We start from the raw sequence: 17,553 nt of genomic DNA, 5'->3' as shown, positions 1-17,553 counted from the left end.
CCCGCCGCACCGCAGCAATCGCCGTTTTCCTTCGACGATCTCGCGGCACGCATGCAGAAGGCCGCGAAGGGCGACGCCATCCCGCCCGAGACCAGCTCGGCCGATTTCCTGAGCAAGCTGGACTACGACAGCTACCGGATGATCCGCTTCGACCCGGACAAGTCGCGCTTCGAGAATATCGAGGACACGCGCTTCGAGTTGCAGGCCTTCCATCTGGGCTGGCTGTTCAAAGAGCCGGTGCATCTTTCCAGCGTCGAAAACGGGCAAGCGAGCCCGATGAACTTCTCGACCGACGATTTCATCTACCAGAGCAAAGCGCGCAAGATCGTGCCCGAACATGCCGATCTGCCGGGCATCGCGGGCTTCCGGCTGAACACGCCGCTCAACCGCCCCGATGTCATGGACGAGCTGATCGCGTTCCAGGGCGCGTCCTATTTCCGCGCGCTCGGCCGGGGTTCGGCCTATGGCCTTTCGGCCCGCGGGCTTGCCGTGAACACCGGCGTCTCCGTCGCCGAAGAATTCCCGCGCTTCACCCAGTTCTGGGTCGAGACGCCGACCTCGGGTGCGACCTCGATCACCGTCTTCGCCGAGATGCATTCGGCCTCGCTGACGGGGGCCTACAAATTCGTCATCACCCCGGGCGAGGCGACCTCGGTCGATGTGACTGCGCGGCTCTTCATCCGCGAGGATATCCAACAGCTCGGTGTCGCACCGCTGACCTCGATGTTCCTTTACGGACCGCGCAATCGGCATAATTTCGACGATTACCGTCCGCGCGTGCATGACAGCGACGGGCTGGCGATCGAGCAGGCCGACGGCGACAAGCTGTGGCGCCCGCTGCAGAACCCCAACAAGCTCGCCTCCTCCTATTTCGCCGAGAGCGCACCGCAGAGCTTCGGCCTCTATCAGCGCGAGCGCGAATTCGATCATTATCAGGACGCCTCGGCCCGCTACGAGCGCCGCCCCTCGGTCCGCGTGACGCCGCAGGGCGACTGGGGCAAGGGCATGGTTCGGCTGGTCGAAATCCCCTCGAAACTCGAGGTGAACGACAATATCGTCGCCTTCTGGGTGCCCGAAGCTCCGGCAAAGGCAGGCGATGCGCTGGAATTCGCCTATCGGCTGGAATGGGGCGATCTGCCCCCCGATCCGAGCGATCAGCGCGCCTATGTGGACCAGACATGGGCCGGGACCGGCGGTGTCTCGGGCGTCGAGAACACCAAGGGCACCCGGAAATTCGTCATTGATTTCAAGGGCGGAGAGATTTCGCGCCTGCCGGCCTCGGCCGTCGACGAAATCAAACCGGTCACCCACGCGAATAAGGGCAAGATCGAAACGCAGACCCTTTCGAAGGTCGAACAGGACAATGTCTGGCGTCTCGTGCTGGATATTTCCGCCGATGGCGACGCGCCCGTGGAACTCTCTGCCACTCTTGCCGGTTTTGGACGGAACCTCTCCGAGACCTGGCTTTACCAGTGGACCAAATCATGAATTCTATTTTGACGCTGCCGGCAGTGCCGGCGCTGACCGACCAGCCGCGCGCCCAGCGCCGGCTATCGCCCGAAGACCTCGTTGCCGGGCCCGCCGCGCTGCCGGTGGCCCCGATGGCCATGCCCGCTCAACAGATCGAACCCGATCTTCGGCTGAGCACTCGGCTCGCCCGGATGCTGACCCGCCGCCCGGTCGGGGAAGGCACCTGACATGTCCGCGCTCGCGCGTCCTCGCGGCGCATTGCTGATCGGCCTGCGCGCTCTGGCGCTCGGGCTCGCTGCGCTTGCGGGTATCGGCGCCTTCGTTCTGTTCATTCAGTTCGGTCAGGCCGACGGCTTGCAGACGCTCGACGTGGTGCGCGCGCTTCTGATCCTGATCTCGACGCTCTGGCTCGCATGGGGCGCGGTGCAGGCGCTGATCGGGTTGACCTCGCGCGCCGAGCCGCCGCCGCGGGTGGACCCGCATGCGCGCATTCAGGGCCGCACGGTCGTGCTGGTGCCGGTCTATAACGAAGACCCGGTCTCCACCTTCTCGCGCGTGGCCGCGATGGATGCCTCGCTCGCCGCGACCGGCGACGACGCGGAGGTGCATTTCGCGATCCTCTCGGACACCCGCAAGGACGACATCGCCCAGCGCGAGGTGCAGGTCTTCGCCCATCTCGTCGAAGAGCGTGACGCGCTTGGCCGGTTCTTCTATCGCCGCCGCACCAACAACGTCGGCAAGAAGGCCGGGAATATCGAGGATTTCATCACGCGCTCCGGCGCGGCCTATGATTTCGCTCTGATCCTCGATGCCGACAGCCTGATGGAAGGCGAGACGATCCTGCAGATGATCCGCCGGATCGAAGCCGAACCGCGTCTGGGCCTGCTTCAGACCCTGCCGAAAGTCGTGCGGGGGCGCTCGCGCTTCGCCCGCGCGATGCAATTCTCGGCCAGCTTCTTCTCGCCTGTCTTCGCCCGCGGCTTGGCGATGCTGCAGGGCAGGACCGGCCCGTTCTGGGGCCATAACGCCATCGTGCGCACCCGCGCTTTCGCCGAAAGCTGCGGCTTGCCTGCGCTGAAGGGGCAACCGCCTTTCGGCGGGCATGTGATGAGCCACGACTATGTCGAAGCAGCGCTTCTGGCGCGCAACGGCTGGCTCGTGCGGCTCGACGACGATCTGGAAGGCTCCTTCGAGGAAGGCCCTGAGAATATCGTCGATCATGCCAAGCGCGACCGACGCTGGTGTCAGGGCAACCTGCAGCACGCGCGCATCATCGGCGCGCCGGGGCTGCGCGGCTGGTCGCGGTTCGTCTTTGCGCAGGGCATCATGGCCTATATCGCGCCGCTGTTCTGGCTGGGCTTTCTCGTGGCCTCGGTCGCGGCGCCATTGTTCATGCCGCCGCCGGATTACTTCCCCGAGCCTTATTGGCCCTTCCCCTATTTCCCGCCGTCAGAGGCCTCGAAAGCGATCGGCCTCGCCATCGGCATTTTCGGGCTTCTGCTGGTGCCGAAACTGCTCATCGCGGCGCGCGCGACGATGAATGGCACGGCGCGCGGCTTCGGCGGCGGCAACATCGCCTTCGCTTCGACGCTGAGCGAATTGCTCTTCTCCTCGCTCACGGCTCCGGTGCTGCTGGCCTTCGCGACGCGCTCGGTCTTTCAGGTGCTGTTCGGCGCGGATGGCGGCTGGCCCACCAATAACCGCGGCGACGGACGGCTGAGCGTGGCCGACGGGTTCACCGCGGCGTGGTGGATCGTGGCGATCGGTGCTGCGGGCCTTGCCGTCACATGGTGGCTCGCGCCGGGTCTGCTGTTCTGGCTGCTGCCGGTGGGGCTGCCGATGATCGCCGCACCGTGGCTGATCTCGTGGTCGTCGCAGCCGTCGCGCTCGCAGCTGATGCTGGTGCCGAGCGAGATCGAGACGCCCCGCATCCTGCGTCTGCACGATGCGATCTTCACCCGCTGGGAAAACGCTTTCCCGACCCCCGAGGGCGACCGCGCCGGCTTCGCGGACGCCCCTCACCGGAGCCCCGCACATGCGTAACATCGCGCTGATGAAACCCGGGCGCGACCTGCGGATCGATCTGTTCCGCGGCCTCGCGCTGGTGATGATCTATATCGATCACATCCCCGGCAATCTCTACGAGAACTTCACCTCCCGCAATCTGGGCTTCTCGGATGCGGCGGAGGGCTTCGTCTTCATGTCCGGCCTTGCCGCCGCGCTGGCTTACGGTCCGGCGCTGGCGAAAGGACTGAGCTGGGAAGGCACCTCGCGGCTCTGGGGCCGGGCGTGGCTTCTCTATCTCGTGCATATCCTGACCGCCGTCTGGGCGATCGCGATCGTCTCGGCCGCCGTGCAGTTCTGGGGCAACGAGGCGATGCTGTCCAAGAACGCGATGAAGATCTATGGCACCGATCCGTTCGGCTTCCTGATCGGGATCGCGACGCTGGGCCACCAGCTGGGCTATGTGAACATCCTGCCGATGTATATGGCGCTCCTGTTGATGGCGCCCGCGCTGATCCGGATCGGTCAGCGCAGCAAATTGGCGCTGCTGGCGACCTCGGTCGGGCTCTGGGTGGCGACGGGGCTGTTCCGGCTGAACCTGCCGAACTACCCGATGGAAGGCGGCTGGTTCTTCAACCCGCTGGCATGGCAACTGGTGTTCAGCCTCGGTATCCTGACCGGGCTGTCGCTGCGCCAGGGCAAGCGGCTCGTGCCGGTGAAAGGCTGGATTATCGCGCTCGCGGCGGGCTGGCTGGCGCTGACCTTCGTGTGGGTTCACAATGGCTGGATGCTGAAGAATTTCGGCCACGCAGTCTGGCAGCTGCGCCAGTGGAACGTGCCCTTCTTCATCGCGGGCTTCGACAAGACCTTCGTGTCGCTGCCGCGCCTGTCGCACCTGCTGGCGCTCGCCTACATCCTGTCGCTGCCGGGGATCATCCCGCGCATCGCCGAGGCGCGCGTGCTGGAGCCGATCCGGATGCTGGGACGTCACTCGCTGCCGATCTTCGCACTCGGCACGGTGCTGGCAATCGCGGGCCAGACGGTGAAGCAGGTGCATCCGGGCGGGTTCTGGCAGGATACGCTGCTGATCTTCGGCGGGCTCGCGCTGCAATTCGCCTTCGCCTACGGGCGCGACAATTTCGGCGCGAAGGCCGTGGCGCGACGCCGGAAGGCCCGCGAAGAGGCCGAACCGGCACCGGCCCCCGTGCGGCTGCACGCAGCCGAATAGCTCAGCTCAGGATCAGACCGTCCGAACGGGCCGCCTGTTCCTTGATCGCTTTCACGGCGGCCTGAACCTTCGGCGTCCGGTGCAGATCGACATGGGTCACCAGCCACAGGTTAGTGTCCCAGGTATCATAGGGTTTCACCACCTCTTCGAGCGTCGGATCGGCGCGGCCCATCGGCACGGTCAGGAAGCCCAAACCAAGCCCCGCCTTGATCGCATCGACCTGGCTCTCGTGCTCGTTCGCGCGGAACACGACCTGCTCGTCCGGCACGTTGTCACGCAGCCAGCGATAGAACGGCGCGCGGCTGTCGCGGTTGTCGTTCGAGACGAAGCGATGCTTGGCGAGCTCTTCCTTGGAGCGCGGGATTCCGAAGCGCTCGACATAGGCGTGGCTCGCATAGAGCGCGTTCTGCATCCGGCCCAACGACTGCACCACGTTATCGGGCTCGGTCGGGCGGTTGCCGGCGCGGATCGCGACATGCGCCTCGCCATATTCCAGCCGGAACACGCGCTGATCGGTGAGATAGCGCAGACGCAGCCCGGAATATTCGCCCAAGAGCTTTTCCATCGCGGGCAGGACAAGCACCGAAACCGCGGTCAGCGACGTCACGATCAATTCGCCCGTGACTTCGTCGCCCGCGCCGGCGATCCGGGCGGCGAGCTGGCTGAACTGGTCCTCGGTCGCCTGCCCCACGGAGAGCAATTGCTGCCCCGCTTCGGTCGGCGTGTAGCCACGCGGGTGGCGCTGGAACAGCTTGGTGCCCAGCTTGTCTTCCAGGGCGTCGACATGGCGGATCACCGTTGCGTGGTGAACGCCCAAAACCTCTGCCGCCCCCGAGACGGTGCCGATGCGCGCCACGTGGAAAGCGGTGCGGATTTCATCCCAACTGTCAAAGCTCATGCTGTGCATCCGTGAACATAATCTGCTCGATCATGCCCGTTGCGTTCTGGATTGCAAGAGACAAGTAAGGCGCAGACCGAAATTCACGACCCCACATCGAACACGTTTTACGGAGTCCTCCCCATGACCAAGACCCTTCGTATCGACAGCTCCATCAAAGGCGACGCGTCGATCTCCAAACGCCTCACCGACAAGATCGTCGAGCGGCTCGGCGGCGACGTCACCGCCCGCGACGCGACCGCCATCCCCACCATCGACGGTGCGTGGCTCGGCGCGGCCTACACCCCCGCAGACCAGCGTAGCGACGAGCAGAAAGAGCTGCTCGCCCTGTCCGACGAGCTGATCGCGGAAGTGAAAGCCGCCGACACGATCGTCATCGGTTGCGGCGTTTACAACTTCGGCGTCACCGGCCCGCTCAAGCACTGGATCGACATGATCTGCCGCGTGGGCGAGACCTTCCGCTACACCGAAGCTGGCCCCGAAGGCCTCGCCGGTCCGAAGCGCGTTGTCATCGCCTACTCCTCGGGCGGCGTGCCGCAGGGCTCCGCCTTCGATTTCGCAACGCCCTACATCAAGCAGATCCTCGGCTTCATCGGCATCACCGACGTGACCGTGGTGGCCGCCGAGGGCGTGAACCTCGACGAGGCTGCGGCGGTCGCCAAGGCCGAAGAGCAGATCATCCACCTCGCAGCCTGATCCCCCAGTCTGCAAAGACGTCCCTACCTCCCCCGACTGGCTCCGTGGTTGACTCCGCGGGGCCTTTGTCATAGTTCACGCGAGATTTCCCCGGAGGACGAATCCCTCCGGTCCCGGCATGAGGTCGGGATCGCCACCAGTCAGCGCGTTGCGCCCACTGGTGCGCTTGTCGTTTGTCCCGGCCCCAATCACAGGAGGGTGGCCCATGTTCGAAAGTCTATCAGAGCGCCTAGGCGGCGTCTTCGACCGGCTGACCAAACAAGGTGCGCTTTCCGCCGATGACGTGAAAACGGCCATGCGCGAAGTGCGCGTCGCGCTTCTCGAAGCCGACGTTTCGCTGCCGGTCGCCCGCCAGTTCATCAAATCGGTCGAGGGCAAGGCCACCGGCGCTGCGGTTACCAAATCGGTCACGCCGGGCCAGCAGGTCGTCAAGATCGTCCATGACGAGCTGATCAAGATGCTCGCGGGCGAAGAGGCCGCCGATGCGCTGAAGATCGACAACCCGCCCGCGCCGATCCTGATGGTCGGCCTGCAGGGCTCGGGTAAGACCACCACCACCGCCAAGCTCGCCAAGCGCCTCAAGGACCGCGAAGGCAAGCGCGTGCTGATGGCCTCGCTCGACACCAACCGCCCCGCCGCAATGGAGCAGCTGCAGATCCTCGGCACGCAGATCGGCGTCGACACGCTGCCGATCGTGAAGGGCGAGAGCGCCGTGCAGATCGCCAAGCGCGCGAAGCAGCAGGCGACGCTCGGCGGCTATGACGTCTACATGCTCGACACTGCGGGCCGTCTGCATATCGACGAAGTGCTGATGGACGAGGTTCAGGCGGTGCGCGATGTCGCGAACCCGCGTGAGACCCTCCTCGTCGTCGATGGCCTGACCGGTCAAGACGCAGTCAATGTCGCGACCGAGTTCGACGAGAAGGTCGGCGTCTCGGGCGTCGTGCTGACCCGGATGGACGGCGACGGTCGCGGCGGTGCGGCGCTGTCGATGCGCGCGGTCACCGGCAAGCCGATCCGCTTCGTCGGTCTGGGCGAGAAGATGGACGCGCTCGAGACCTTCGAGGCCGAGCGTATCGCGGGCCGCATCCTCGGCATGGGCGATATCGTCGCCCTCGTGGAGCGCGCGCAGGAAACGCTGGAACAGGAACAGGCGGAGCGCATGGCCAAGCGCTTCCAGAAGGGCCTGTTCAACATGAACGACATGAAGAACCAGCTTGAGCAGATGATCAAGATGGGCGGGATGCAGGGCGTCATGGGGATGATGCCGGGCATGTCGAAATACGCCAAGCAGGCCGAAGATGCGGGCCTGAACGACAAGACGATCACCCACCAGATCGCGCTCATCAACTCGATGACCAAGAAAGAGCGCGCCAACCCGCAGATCCTTCAGGCGAGCCGCAAGAAGCGCATCGCGGCGGGCGCAGGCCTCGAGGTCTCCGACCTCAACAAGCTGCTGAAGATGCACCGCCAGATGTCCGACTCGATGAAGAAGATGGCCAAGATGGGCAAGGGCGGCATGATGAAACAGGCGATGAAGATGATGGGCGGCAAGGGCGGCGGTGCGCCGGATCTGGCCAACATGGATCCCGCCGAGGTCGAAGCTGCGGCGAAGGCGATGGGCGGCAAGATGCCCAAGGGCGGCATGCCCGGTCTGGGCGGCGCGCTGCCGCCGGGCCTGTCGGGCTTCGGCAAGAAGAAGTGACCCGATGACCGTCGCGCTCTCCCCCACCCCTGTTCTCGAGACCGAGCGTCTCGTGCTCCGCGCCCCGAAGGCTGCGGACTGGGAGGCATGGCGCGATTTCTACATGTCCGAGCGCAGCCACTGGTTCCGCCCGGTGAAAGAGCCGACCCCGGAAGCCGCATGGCGCAGTTTTGCTGCGATCACCGGCCATTGGGTGCTCCGCGGCTGGGGCATGTTCGTGATGACCGAGCGCGGCTCGGATCAGGGTTTCGGGGCGCTTGGCCCCTGGATGCCCGAAAGCTGGCCCGAGGCGGAAATCGCGTGGTCGGTCTGGTCGCAAGACGCCGAGGGCAAGGGCTACGTGGCCGAGGCCGCGCGCGCGGTGATCGCGCATGCGTTCCGCGACCTGAACTGGTCCACCGCGGTCAGCTATATCGATCCGAACAACACCCGTTCGACCGCGTTGGCCGAGCGTCTGGGCGCACGCCCCGACCCGCAGGCCGCCTATCCCGGGGAGCCGCCGATCGTCGTCTGGCGTCACCCCGCACCGAAGGAGGCCGCCGCATGAGCGATGCAACCACCCGTGCCGCTGAGTTGCTGAAAGAGCATCGCGACAGCATCGACCGGCTCGATGCGGTGATGATCTACACGCTGGCCGAACGCTTCGCCCAGACGCAGGCCGTCGGCAAGCTGAAGGCAGAGCACGACCTTCCGCCCTCCGATCCCGATCGGGAGGCCAAGCAGATCGCCCGGCTCGAAAAGCTGGCGAGCGATTCCGGGCTCGACCCGGAATTCGCGAAGAAGTTCCTCAATTTCGTGATTTCGGAAGTGATCCGGCATCACGAGAAATTCCAGAAATGACGGGCCATCCGGCCCATCACCAGCCATCCAAAGGAGACAACTGACATGGCTATGAAAATCCGCCTCGCTCGTGGGGGTTCCAAGAAGCGTCCGTTCTATTCGATCGTCGCTACCGACTCGCGCATGCCGCGTGACGGCCGCTTCCTCGAGAAGCTGGGCACCTACAACCCGCTGCTCCCGAAAGACAGCGAAGACCGCGTGAAGATGAACATCGAGCGCGTGAAGTACTGGCTCGACCAAGGCGCGCAGCCGACCGACCGCATCGCGCGCTTCCTCGAAGCCGCCGGCGAGCGCAGCAAGCCGACCCGCGCCAACATGAAGAAAGCCGTTCCGGGCAAGAAAGCCCAGGAGCGCGCCGAACAGCGTGCCGCCAAGGCCGCCGAGGCGAACGCTGAAGAAGCACCCGCCGAAGAATAATCGGCAGCTATGGATGGCTGGCGGGCCGGGCGCGATATGCGCCCGGCCCCTGCCCCATCCGATCTAGCACAGAGGATCGCATCATGACCCAACCCGAACGCGTCTGCGTGGGTGCCATTGCCGGAGCTTTCGGCGTGCAGGGCGAAGTGCGCCTCAAGAGTTTCTGCGCCGAACCCGAGGATATCGTGGGCTATGCCCCGCTTTATACCGAAGACGGCGCGCGCCAGTTCGACGTGACGCTGACGCGAGGCCTGAAGAACGGGCTTGGCGTGAGGCTGTCGGGCGTGGCATCGAAGGAAGAGGCCGATGCTCTGCGTGGTGTGACCCTCTGGGCCGACCGCGACAAGCTGCCCTCGCTTCCTGACGACGAATTCTATCATGCCGACCTGATCGGGCTGACGGTGGTCGATACCGGCGGCACCAAGATCGGCACCGTGCGCGCGGTCCACAATCACGGCGCGGGCGACATTCTCGAAATCTTCGCGCCCGGTCGCAAACAGGCGCTGCTGCTGCCCTTCACCAAGGCCATCGTGCCGACCGTGGACCTCGCTGCCCAGCGTATCGTCGCCGACCCGCCCGAGGATCTGTAGTCGGATGCGCGTGATCGTCCATCCGGGCTTTCACAAGACCGGAACCTCCACGATCCAGACCGGACTGCGCGAAGCCAGCGCCCATCTGCCAGATTGGGTGATCGCGCTGCGCGAGGATATTCCCGACGCAGCCGCCGGAGCCCGTGCCTTTTCACTGACCCGCGACCCGTTCGAATTAGGGCTCTATCAGGCCGCGCTGGCCAGTTGGGCCGACGCCCTCCCCGAAGACACCACGCAGGCTGTGATTTCCATCGAAGGGCTCGCGGGACATATGCCGGGCCGCGATGGCGTGCTGGACTATTCCGCGACGCCCGCCCTGATGGGCGCACTGGCCGAGGTATTCCGCGCGAAATACGAAGACGCGCTCGAGTTGCAGCTCTTCCTGACCACGCGCGAAAAGACCGCGTGGATCGAGAGCCTGCATTGGCAGCATGTGCGCAGCGGCATGTTGACGGACACGCTCGACACCTTCCGCACCCGGCTGTCGGGCTTCGACCTCGCCCCCGTTCTGCGCGAGATAGTGAGCACTGTGGACCCTGCCCCGGTGACATGGGTGATGCTCGACGAAGCCCGCGACAATCCCCACGGCCCGCTGACGCCGCTGCTCGATCTGATGGGCGTCCCCCCCGAGGCTCGCGCGTCGCTCGGCGCCGGGATTACGGCAAATGCGCGCCCACGAAAGGTCGACCGAGCGGCGCTCGCCGACCAACTCGCCGCAATCAACGCGGAAGGGTTGCCGCGCGAGGCCACAAAAGAGAAAAAGCGCGCCATATTGCGGGCAGCATGGCGCGAAGAGGCAGAGGCGAAATCCGATGAGTGACGACAAACCCAAGCTCGCGACCAAGTCGCATGGCCGCCTGACGATCTCGCCGACGCGCAAGCCCAGCTCGCTGATGGACGAGCCGCCGCGGCTAAAGGGCGCGTGGACCGCGAAGATCGTCACGCTCTTCCCCGAAGCCTTCCCCGGCACGCTGGGCCTGAGCCTTCTGGGCCGCGCCCGCGATCTGGGCCTCTGGGCGCTGGAGACGATCGACCTGCGCCCCTTCGGCATAGGCAAGCACCGCAACGTCGACGACACCCCCGCCGGCGGCGGCGCGGGGATGGTGCTGCGCGCCGATGTGGTGGGCGAGGCGCTCAAGCAGGCCGCCCACGGCACGCCGGATGACCGCGCCCGCTGGCCGGTCGTCTATCTCTCGCCGCGCGGCAAGCCGCTGACGCAGGAGATGGCGCGCCGTTTCGCCGAGGCCGACGGCATGACGCTTCTCTGCGGTCGCTTCGAGGGCGTGGACGAGCGCGTGCTGGAACATTTCGGCGTCGAGGAAGTCTCGATCGGCGATTTCGTCCTGACGGGGGGCGAGGTAGCCGCCCAAGTGCTGATCGACGCCACCGTGCGGCTGCTCCCTGGCGTGCTCGGCAATGCCGAGAGCGCGGTCGAGGAAAGCCATTCCAGCGGGCTGCTGGAGCATCCCCAATACACCCGCCCCGCCGAATGGGAAGGCCGTTTGATCCCCGAAGTGCTGACCTCGGGCAACCACAAGAAGATCGAAGACTGGCGCCGCGAGATGAGCGAAAAGCTCACGCAGGAACGGCGGCCGGATCTTTGGGAGAAGCGTGGGGAGTGAGGGCGGCAAATAGCCCGTTTCTGGCGTCCAACATGACTTTTCCCAGCTGCTAAAGCGGCCATACCCGCTCGGTTAGGCGGTCCTTTTTAACGTAGTGAGCGCGATTGTAGAGCGCAGACACTAGACTCGTCGTTACCATGACGAAGCGCTGTTTCGGGTCATTGACGCGCGATTTGTGCCCTTTTTCGAGAGCGTCCAAACACGACATCCCAGCCTTGAGCGAGACAGCCCAGCTAGTGATTTTTTCATCCTCAAATGAGCACACTACGCTATGTGCAAAAGCGTTTCGGATTTTCCTAATCAAATCAATGTCGCTGTATTCTTGGCACGAAATCAGCCCTAGTGCGCGGCTAGCGGAGGCTTTCGCTGAGAATGTCGAAAGCGGAGCGTTTGGATCAGTAAAGAGCTTCTTCGTGGCCGAGGTCTCTAAGAAAAATCCACGTAAAACCTCTTCAAGCATTTCTTCGACTAGGGACGCCGCAACAAGTGCACGCCCCCTGTCGCTCTCATCCTTCGTCGCATTCAGAAATGTGTGCAAACGTTCATAGTATGGGTCGTCCAAAGTGAGTTTTCCCAATTCACCGTCTATAAGTAAGCTGAGATTACATCATTCATTCCAAACAAACGAGGCCGCAGGCGGGCGCGACGTATGACTGCTTCGTTCCGCATAGCGAACCTCGCCACCCCCACTTCCCCCTTGATCCGTTACCCATTTCCCCGTAATACGCGCGGGTCCGGAGCCGGAATCGGCCCTCGGACCCTTTTGCTGTCGCCAAGCGGAGCCTTCTTCGGTCCGCGTCACGGCACCGGCGAAGGGCGCAAAAAGCGAAAGACGACCTGAAATCTCCCGCGGGCGCGACCCTGAAAAGGCGACCGGACCCGATGAAGACGCGGAGCTCTGAGGCGGCGAAACCTTCACGGGACAAACCGTGAGCATGTGAAAGGACGTTGCGATGAACCTGATCGCACAGCTCGAGGCGGAACAAATCGCCGAGCTCAACAAGACCATCCCGGATTTCAAAGCCGGTGACACCATTCGCGTCGGCTACAAAGTGACCGAAGGCACCCGTTCGCGCGTGCAGGCCTATGAAGGCGTCTGCATCTCGCGCAAGGGCGGCGACACGCTGGCGGCTTCGTTCACCGTGCGCAAGATCTCCTTCGGCGAAGGCGTGGAGCGTGTGTTCCCGCTCTATTCGACCAACATCGACTCGATCGAAGTGGTCCGCCGTGGCCGCGTGCGTCGCGCCAAGCTGTACTACCTGCGCGCTCGTCGCGGTAAGTCGGCTCGTATCGCCGAAGACACCCACTACAAGCCCAAAGCTGCGAAATAAGGAGCGGGACGATGAAAGCCGAAACCCATCCCGACTACCACATGATCACCGTCAAGATGACCGACGGGACCGAGTATCAGACCCGCTCGACCTGGGGCTCCGAGGGCGACACCCTCACCCTCGACATCGACCCGACCTCGCACCCGGCGTGGAACGGTGGTTCGTCGCGCCTCATGGACACCGGTGGTCGCGTGTCGAAGTTCAAGAACAAGTATGCCGGCCTCGGCTTCTGAGCCTGAGCTGCATGACTGTTACGGAAAAGGGCGCCTCGCGGGCGCCCTTTTTCATGCGCGCCCCTTTCGCTCATAGCGGCAAGGCTCACCGGCCCCCACGATAGACCTTGCGCAGCTCCGGCACGGCGATGACGATCAGCAGCGCCGCCGCCAGCGCGAAGACCATCGGGCCGATGCGCTCGTAGCCCAGCACGCCTGCGATGCCGCCCGCGAAGAACGAACACAGCGTCGCGACATGCAGCAGGAGCCGCGAGCGAAGCACCTGCCTGGCCTCGGCATCGCGTGCGCCCGGCAAAAGCGCCGCAAGCTCCAGCCCCAGATCGGTCGCGATGCCCGAGACATGACTCGTGCGCACCCGCCCGTCCGAGATTTTCGTGCTCGCCGCGTTTTGCAGCCCCATCAGGAAGCTGAGCCCGATCATCATCAGATGCTCGCTCATCGCCGCGGCCCAGACCATATCGAGGATCGTCAGCACGATCAGCAGCGCGGCTTCCAGCAGGATCGACAACGCGTAGATCCCGTGCAGCCGCCGACGCTGCCCGACATCGATCAGTACCCCGGAGGCAAAGGCCCCGAAAACGAAGGCCAGCAACAGAACCAGGAACCAGATCGCGGTGCCGAACCGCCCGAGCGCGAGCAGGTCGGTCGCGGTCGAGACATTCCCGGTCATGTTGGCAGAGAAATAGCCAAGCGCCCGGAACCCGGCCGCATTCACCGCGCCCGCGACCAGCGCCAGCCAGACCGCCAGCGCGAGGTCGATCGAAACGCTCCGATCGTCTCCGGCATGTATCAGCACCGCTTGCCCCCTACGCTCGCTCAGTCTCTCGCCCCGACTATCGACGCCACCCGCGCAAAAGCAAGTCTTGGAGGCGTGGCGCGTGGCGCCTCGTTTCGTGATTTGCCCCCGACAGGCCCCGCTTCCACAGTCACGCGCGATTTCAGACAATTGATAGGAGCCGCCCGTGAGAACCCGAAACGCTACGCCCGCAGATGCCGCCGCCTTGGCCGACGTGCTCGATGAACTGGTGGTTTCGGGCCAGCGGAGCAAAGCCAGCGATGCGGAATTCGTGCGCTCGCATTATCTGGAACATCCCGACCTCATCCGCTGCGCGATCTGCGAGGATGACGAAGGCCGTGCCCTCGGGCTCCAGTCACTCAAACATGCGCGTGCGGGCAATCCCTACGGCACACCGGAAGGCTGGGGCATCATCGGCACTCATGTACGCCCCTCGGCCGCGCGGCGCGGTGTCGGGCGCAGATTGTGGGCGTGGAGCCTGAGCGCGGCACGCGGCGCAGGCCTTGTGAAGATCGAAGCCTATATCGGCGCAGAGAACGCTGCTGCGCTTGCCTATTACGGCCAAGCGGGCTTCGAGACATGGCGCGAAACCGAGGACGCGATCGGCAAGGTCTACACGCTCGACTGATCGCAAAGCCGCAAGCGGTGCGTCTCGGCGCTCCCCCCTAGCCCTTCCCATGATTCCCTAGTAAACCCGCGCTCAAACGCTCCACAGCAAGAGGGTCCTACATGGCGCGCCATCTCATTACCTCGGCCATTCCCTATATCAACGGCATCAAGCACCTCGGCAATCTCGTGGGCTCGCAGCTGCCGGCTGATCTCTTCGCCCGCTACCAGCGCGCGCGGGGCAACGAGGTGATGTTCATCTGCGCCACCGACGAGCACGGCACCCCCGCCGAACTGGCCGCCGCGAAAGCGGGCAAGCCCGTCGCCGAGTATTGCGCGGAGATGCATGAGGTGCAGGCGAAGATCGCGGAAGGGTTCCGGCTCAGCTTCGATCACTTCGGGCGCTCGTCCAGCCCGCAGAACCATCGCCTGACGCAGCATTTCGCGGTGAAGCTGGCCGAGGCCGGGCTGATCCGCGAAGTCTCGGAAACCCAGATGTATTCCAAGGCCGACGGGCGCTTCCTGCCCGACCGCTATATCGAGGGCACCTGCCCCAATTGCGGCTTCGAGAGCGCGCGCGGCGATCAATGCGACAACTGCACCAAGCAGCTCGACCCGGTGGACCTGATCAACCCGCATTCGACGATCTCGGGTTCGACCGATCTGGAGATGCGCGAGACCAAGCACCTGTTCCTGCGCCAGTCGGCGATGAAGGATCGGCTGGATGCCTGGATTGACTCCAAGTCGGACTGGCCGGTGCTGACCACCTCGATTGCGAAGAAATGGCTCCATGACGGCGACGGGCTGCAAGACCGTGGCATCACCCGCGACCTCAGCTGGGGCGTGCCTGCGCAATTCGAGGGTGCGCCGTGGTCGGGCATGGAAGGCAAGGTCTTCTACGTCTGGTTCGACGCGCCGATCGAATATATCGCCGCGACCGAGGAATGGACCGAGAAGACGGGCGGCGACTGGGAGCGCTGGTGGCGCACCGACAAGGGCGCCGACGACGTCACCTACACCCAGTTCATGGGCAAGGATAACGTCCCCTTCCACACGCTCTCGTTCCCTGCGACGATCCTCGGCTCGGGCGAGCCGTGGAAGCTCGTGGATTACATCAAGTCGTTCAACTACCTGAACTACGATGGCGGCCAGTTCTCGACCTCGCGCGGCCGCGGCGTCTTCATGGATCAGGCGCTGGAGCTTCTGCCCGCCGATTACTGGCGCTGGTGGCTTTTGTCCCATGCGCCCGAAAGCGCGGATGCCGAATTCACCTGGGAGAACTTCCAGGTCTCGGCGAACAAGGACCTCGCCGATGTGCTGGGCAACTTCGTCAGCCGGATCACCAAGTTCACCCGCTCGAAATTCGGCGAGGCGATCCCGGAAGGCGGAAGCTGGGGCGAGCAGGAAGCGGCGCTGATCGAGGATCTGACCACCCGCATCCGCGCCTACGAGACGCATATGGAAGAGAAGGATATCCGCAAGGCGGCGATGGAGCTGCGCGGAATCTGGGTTGCGGGCAACGAATACCTGCAGGCGTCGGCGCCGTGGTCGGTGTTCAAGACCGATCCCGATCAGGCGGCAGCCATCGCACGGCTCGCGCTGAACCTGATCCCGATCTACGCGGTGCTCTCGGCGCCCTTCATTCCCGATGCGGCGAAGATCATGCTCGAGGCGATGGGCGACGACGATCGCGGCTGGCCGGGCGATGTGAAAACGGCGCTCGAGGCGCTGCCCGCAGGCCATGCCTTCACCACGCCCGAGGTGCTCTTCCGCAAGATCACGGATGAAGAGCGCGAAGAGTGGCAGGAGCGCTTCGCAGGCACCCGCGACTGAAACGCATCAGGGGCTCCGCCCCTCTTCGCTTTCGCGAATTCACCCCGGGATATTTCCGGCAATTGGAAGCAAGGACCTGCCCTCTTCCAACTGCCTCAAATATCCCGGGGGAGCTCCCGCAGGGAGCGGGGGCAGCGCCCCCTACCCGGCCGGTTTCTCGCCCGCCCGCCAGGCGGAGAGCGCGGCGTTTTCCTCTGACGAAGCGGTGGCGAGCGCAGCGGGAGGCGCAGCCGGCGCCTTCTTCATCCGGAAATAATGCGCCTCGCGCGCGCCGAAATAGAAGCTGACCACCGCGCCCAGAAGCCACCAGAGCGGCTCGGGCACGTAGCCCAAGCCCACCATCCGCTGCGCGAAGCCGACCGGGTCGAGCATCGCATAGACAAAAAGCCCCACGATCCCGAAAGCGAGCACCGGGCGCGGCAGGCGGTTGAGGCCGTTGACGATGCGATCGAAGCGACCGGGGCGAATGTATTCGAACTCCGCCCCGTGTTCCTGCAGCGCTGCGAGATAGGCCGCCTGCGCGGCCTCAAGTTTCTTCGTGGCATTGGGCACGAAGACCTCCGCCACCGAGCTGGCGGCCTCGCCTGCCGCCTTCACCGCGCCCGCACCGCCGAGCAGTTTCTCGATCATGCCCATTTCGCCACCCGCTTGCGATGCTCGCCCTCGGTGAGGTGAAAGCGCGGCGAGATGAACTCCTCGGCGCGGCGGATCCAGCCGCCCTTCCCGCCCGCCCGCGTCGTCGCGTATTTGCGGCTTGCGGGCCGCGCATCGGCGATCCGGTAGTAATAGTTGCGCCGCGCGATCCCGTAGGCATCGGCGAAATATCCGGGCGCGGCCGCATCGGCGAGTTCTGCGGCGGCGATGGTCTGCGGGCCGATGATCCCGTCCACGACGACGCGCTGGCCCATGTCGCCCAGCAGGCGCTGCAGGATGACGACCGCATTGCCGCCCGCATTCACATACATGTCGAAGACCGAGGCCTGCACCGAGGGCGGCAACCGGTCGATGCGCGGGCTCTTATAGTAATGCTCGATGAAAATCTCGGCGGCTTGGCCCGGGTCGAGCGCGCGGATATCCATCTCGTCCACCCGGCCATCTCCTGTCAGATCGCGCCCCAACCGGCGCAGGGTTCCGAGCGTGACGCCGTGCTTGGTCGCACCGCCCGGATCGTCCGGATCATCGACATAACCGCCTTCGCGCGCGACGATCTCCGCCGCGATCTGGGTGACCGATTTCATGGCCTGCCTCCGTTGATGACAACGTCAGGCAGGCTCGGGCCGTGCG

The 17,553-nt window shown here is 64.7% G+C and carries 20 protein-coding genes; 16 read left to right on the top strand and 4 right to left on the bottom strand.

Features of this window, described 5'->3' with window-relative positions:
* The first annotated feature begins 51 nt into the window (after positions 1 to 51).
* From AKL02_RS02060 to AKL02_RS02045, 4 genes are read left to right on the top strand one after another with little or no spacing between them, the layout of a single operon-like run.
* A complete protein-coding gene (locus AKL02_RS02060) occupies positions 52 to 1,488 on the top strand; it encodes an OpgD/OpgG family glucan biosynthesis protein (RefSeq protein ID WP_083080251.1) in 1,437 nt (478 codons plus the stop codon).
* A complete protein-coding gene (locus AKL02_RS02055) occupies positions 1,485 to 1,697 on the top strand; it encodes a hypothetical protein (protein ID WP_078522025.1) in 213 nt (70 codons plus the stop codon). The genes AKL02_RS02060 and AKL02_RS02055 overlap by 4 nt, the downstream gene beginning before the upstream one ends.
* A 1-nt stretch (position 1,698) precedes the next feature.
* Complete coding sequence (mdoH, locus tag AKL02_RS02050; protein WP_083080223.1) at positions 1,699 to 3,513, top strand: glucans biosynthesis glucosyltransferase MdoH; 1,815 nt, start codon at positions 1,699 to 1,701, stop codon at positions 3,511 to 3,513.
* A complete protein-coding gene (locus AKL02_RS02045) occupies positions 3,506 to 4,702 on the top strand; it encodes an OpgC family protein (RefSeq protein ID WP_165757061.1) in 1,197 nt (398 codons plus the stop codon). Before mdoH ends, AKL02_RS02045 begins: the two co-directional genes overlap by 8 nt.
* Position 4,703: 1 nt before the next feature.
* On the opposite strand, the gene AKL02_RS02040 is transcribed toward AKL02_RS02045, so the two are convergent.
* Complete coding sequence (locus AKL02_RS02040; protein ID WP_078540305.1) at positions 4,704 to 5,600, bottom strand: LysR family transcriptional regulator; 897 nt, start codon at positions 5,598 to 5,600, stop codon at positions 4,704 to 4,706.
* A 123-nt stretch (positions 5,601 to 5,723) separates the two neighbouring features.
* On the opposite strand from AKL02_RS02040, the gene AKL02_RS02035 reads away from it, so the two are divergent.
* The 10 genes from AKL02_RS02035 to rpmE all read left to right on the top strand — a co-directional run bounded on the left by AKL02_RS02035 (position 5,724) and on the right by rpmE (position 13,034).
* Complete coding sequence (locus tag AKL02_RS02035; RefSeq protein WP_083080229.1) at positions 5,724 to 6,296, top strand: FMN-dependent NADH-azoreductase; 573 nt, start codon at positions 5,724 to 5,726, stop codon at positions 6,294 to 6,296.
* Between the two features lie 205 nt (positions 6,297 to 6,501).
* Positions 6,502 to 8,001: a signal recognition particle protein gene (gene ffh, locus AKL02_RS02030; RefSeq protein ID WP_078540307.1), complete on the top strand. Its 1,500-nt coding sequence runs from the start codon at positions 6,502 to 6,504 to the stop codon at positions 7,999 to 8,001.
* Between the two features lie 4 nt (positions 8,002 to 8,005).
* Positions 8,006 to 8,548 (top strand): GNAT family N-acetyltransferase, encoded by a 543-nt coding sequence (locus AKL02_RS02025; RefSeq protein ID WP_078571543.1) that lies wholly within the window; start codon positions 8,006 to 8,008, stop codon positions 8,546 to 8,548.
* Positions 8,545 to 8,841: a chorismate mutase gene (locus AKL02_RS02020; protein WP_078522032.1), complete on the top strand. Its 297-nt coding sequence runs from the start codon at positions 8,545 to 8,547 to the stop codon at positions 8,839 to 8,841. The genes AKL02_RS02025 and AKL02_RS02020 overlap by 4 nt, the downstream gene beginning before the upstream one ends.
* Positions 8,842 to 8,886: 45 nt before the next feature.
* Complete coding sequence (gene rpsP, locus AKL02_RS02015) at positions 8,887 to 9,258, top strand: 30S ribosomal protein S16 (RefSeq protein ID WP_078545070.1); 372 nt, start codon at positions 8,887 to 8,889, stop codon at positions 9,256 to 9,258.
* An 83-nt stretch (positions 9,259 to 9,341) separates the two neighbouring features.
* On the top strand, positions 9,342 to 9,848 hold the full coding sequence (rimM, locus tag AKL02_RS02010) for a ribosome maturation factor RimM (protein WP_078540311.1): 507 nt from the start codon (positions 9,342 to 9,344) through the stop codon (positions 9,846 to 9,848).
* 4 nt (positions 9,849 to 9,852) lie between these two features.
* A complete protein-coding gene (locus tag AKL02_RS02005) occupies positions 9,853 to 10,668 on the top strand; it encodes a hypothetical protein (protein ID WP_083080231.1) in 816 nt (271 codons plus the stop codon).
* On the top strand, positions 10,661 to 11,470 hold the full coding sequence (gene trmD, locus AKL02_RS02000; RefSeq protein ID WP_083080234.1) for a tRNA (guanosine(37)-N1)-methyltransferase TrmD: 810 nt from the start codon (positions 10,661 to 10,663) through the stop codon (positions 11,468 to 11,470). The genes AKL02_RS02005 and trmD overlap by 8 nt, the downstream gene beginning before the upstream one ends.
* A gap of 953 nt (positions 11,471 to 12,423) precedes the next feature.
* Complete coding sequence (gene rplS / locus AKL02_RS01990; protein ID WP_075775806.1) at positions 12,424 to 12,801, top strand: 50S ribosomal protein L19; 378 nt, start codon at positions 12,424 to 12,426, stop codon at positions 12,799 to 12,801.
* Between the two features lie 11 nt (positions 12,802 to 12,812).
* Complete coding sequence (gene rpmE, locus AKL02_RS01985; protein ID WP_083080240.1) at positions 12,813 to 13,034, top strand: 50S ribosomal protein L31; 222 nt, start codon at positions 12,813 to 12,815, stop codon at positions 13,032 to 13,034.
* Between the two features lie 85 nt (positions 13,035 to 13,119).
* Here rpmE and AKL02_RS01980 read toward each other — a convergent pair whose 3' ends face one another.
* The gene (locus AKL02_RS01980; RefSeq protein WP_165757062.1) at positions 13,120 to 13,830 is read right to left on the bottom strand and encodes a YoaK family protein; all 711 of its coding nucleotides are present in this window, start codon (positions 13,828 to 13,830) and stop codon (positions 13,120 to 13,122) included.
* Positions 13,831 to 13,996: 166 nt separating this feature from the next.
* Between AKL02_RS01980 and AKL02_RS01975 the strand changes: the two genes are divergently transcribed.
* A complete protein-coding gene (locus AKL02_RS01975; protein WP_083080254.1) occupies positions 13,997 to 14,458 on the top strand; it encodes a GNAT family N-acetyltransferase in 462 nt (153 codons plus the stop codon).
* 101 nt (positions 14,459 to 14,559) lie between these two features.
* Positions 14,560 to 16,269, top strand: coding sequence for a methionine--tRNA ligase (gene metG / locus AKL02_RS01970; protein WP_083080246.1), 1,710 nt, complete (start codon positions 14,560 to 14,562; stop codon positions 16,267 to 16,269).
* Positions 16,270 to 16,410: 141 nt separating this feature from the next.
* Here metG and AKL02_RS01965 read toward each other — a convergent pair whose 3' ends face one another.
* Together AKL02_RS01965 and AKL02_RS01960 are read right to left on the bottom strand one after the other, a co-directional pair.
* A complete protein-coding gene (locus tag AKL02_RS01965) occupies positions 16,411 to 16,905 on the bottom strand; it encodes a holin family protein (RefSeq protein WP_083080249.1) in 495 nt (164 codons plus the stop codon).
* Positions 16,896 to 17,507, bottom strand: coding sequence for a holin-associated N-acetylmuramidase (locus AKL02_RS01960; protein ID WP_078522043.1), 612 nt, complete (start codon positions 17,505 to 17,507; stop codon positions 16,896 to 16,898). The genes AKL02_RS01965 and AKL02_RS01960 overlap by 10 nt, the downstream gene beginning before the upstream one ends.
* Positions 17,508 to 17,553: the final 46 nt, after the last annotated feature.

Source organism: Thioclava electrotropha (assembly GCF_002085925.2).
GTDB lineage: Bacteria > Pseudomonadota > Alphaproteobacteria > Rhodobacterales > Rhodobacteraceae > Thioclava > Thioclava electrotropha.
Note: the sequence above shows the minus strand (reverse complement) of the source record. Positions and strands in the feature narration are given on the sequence as shown.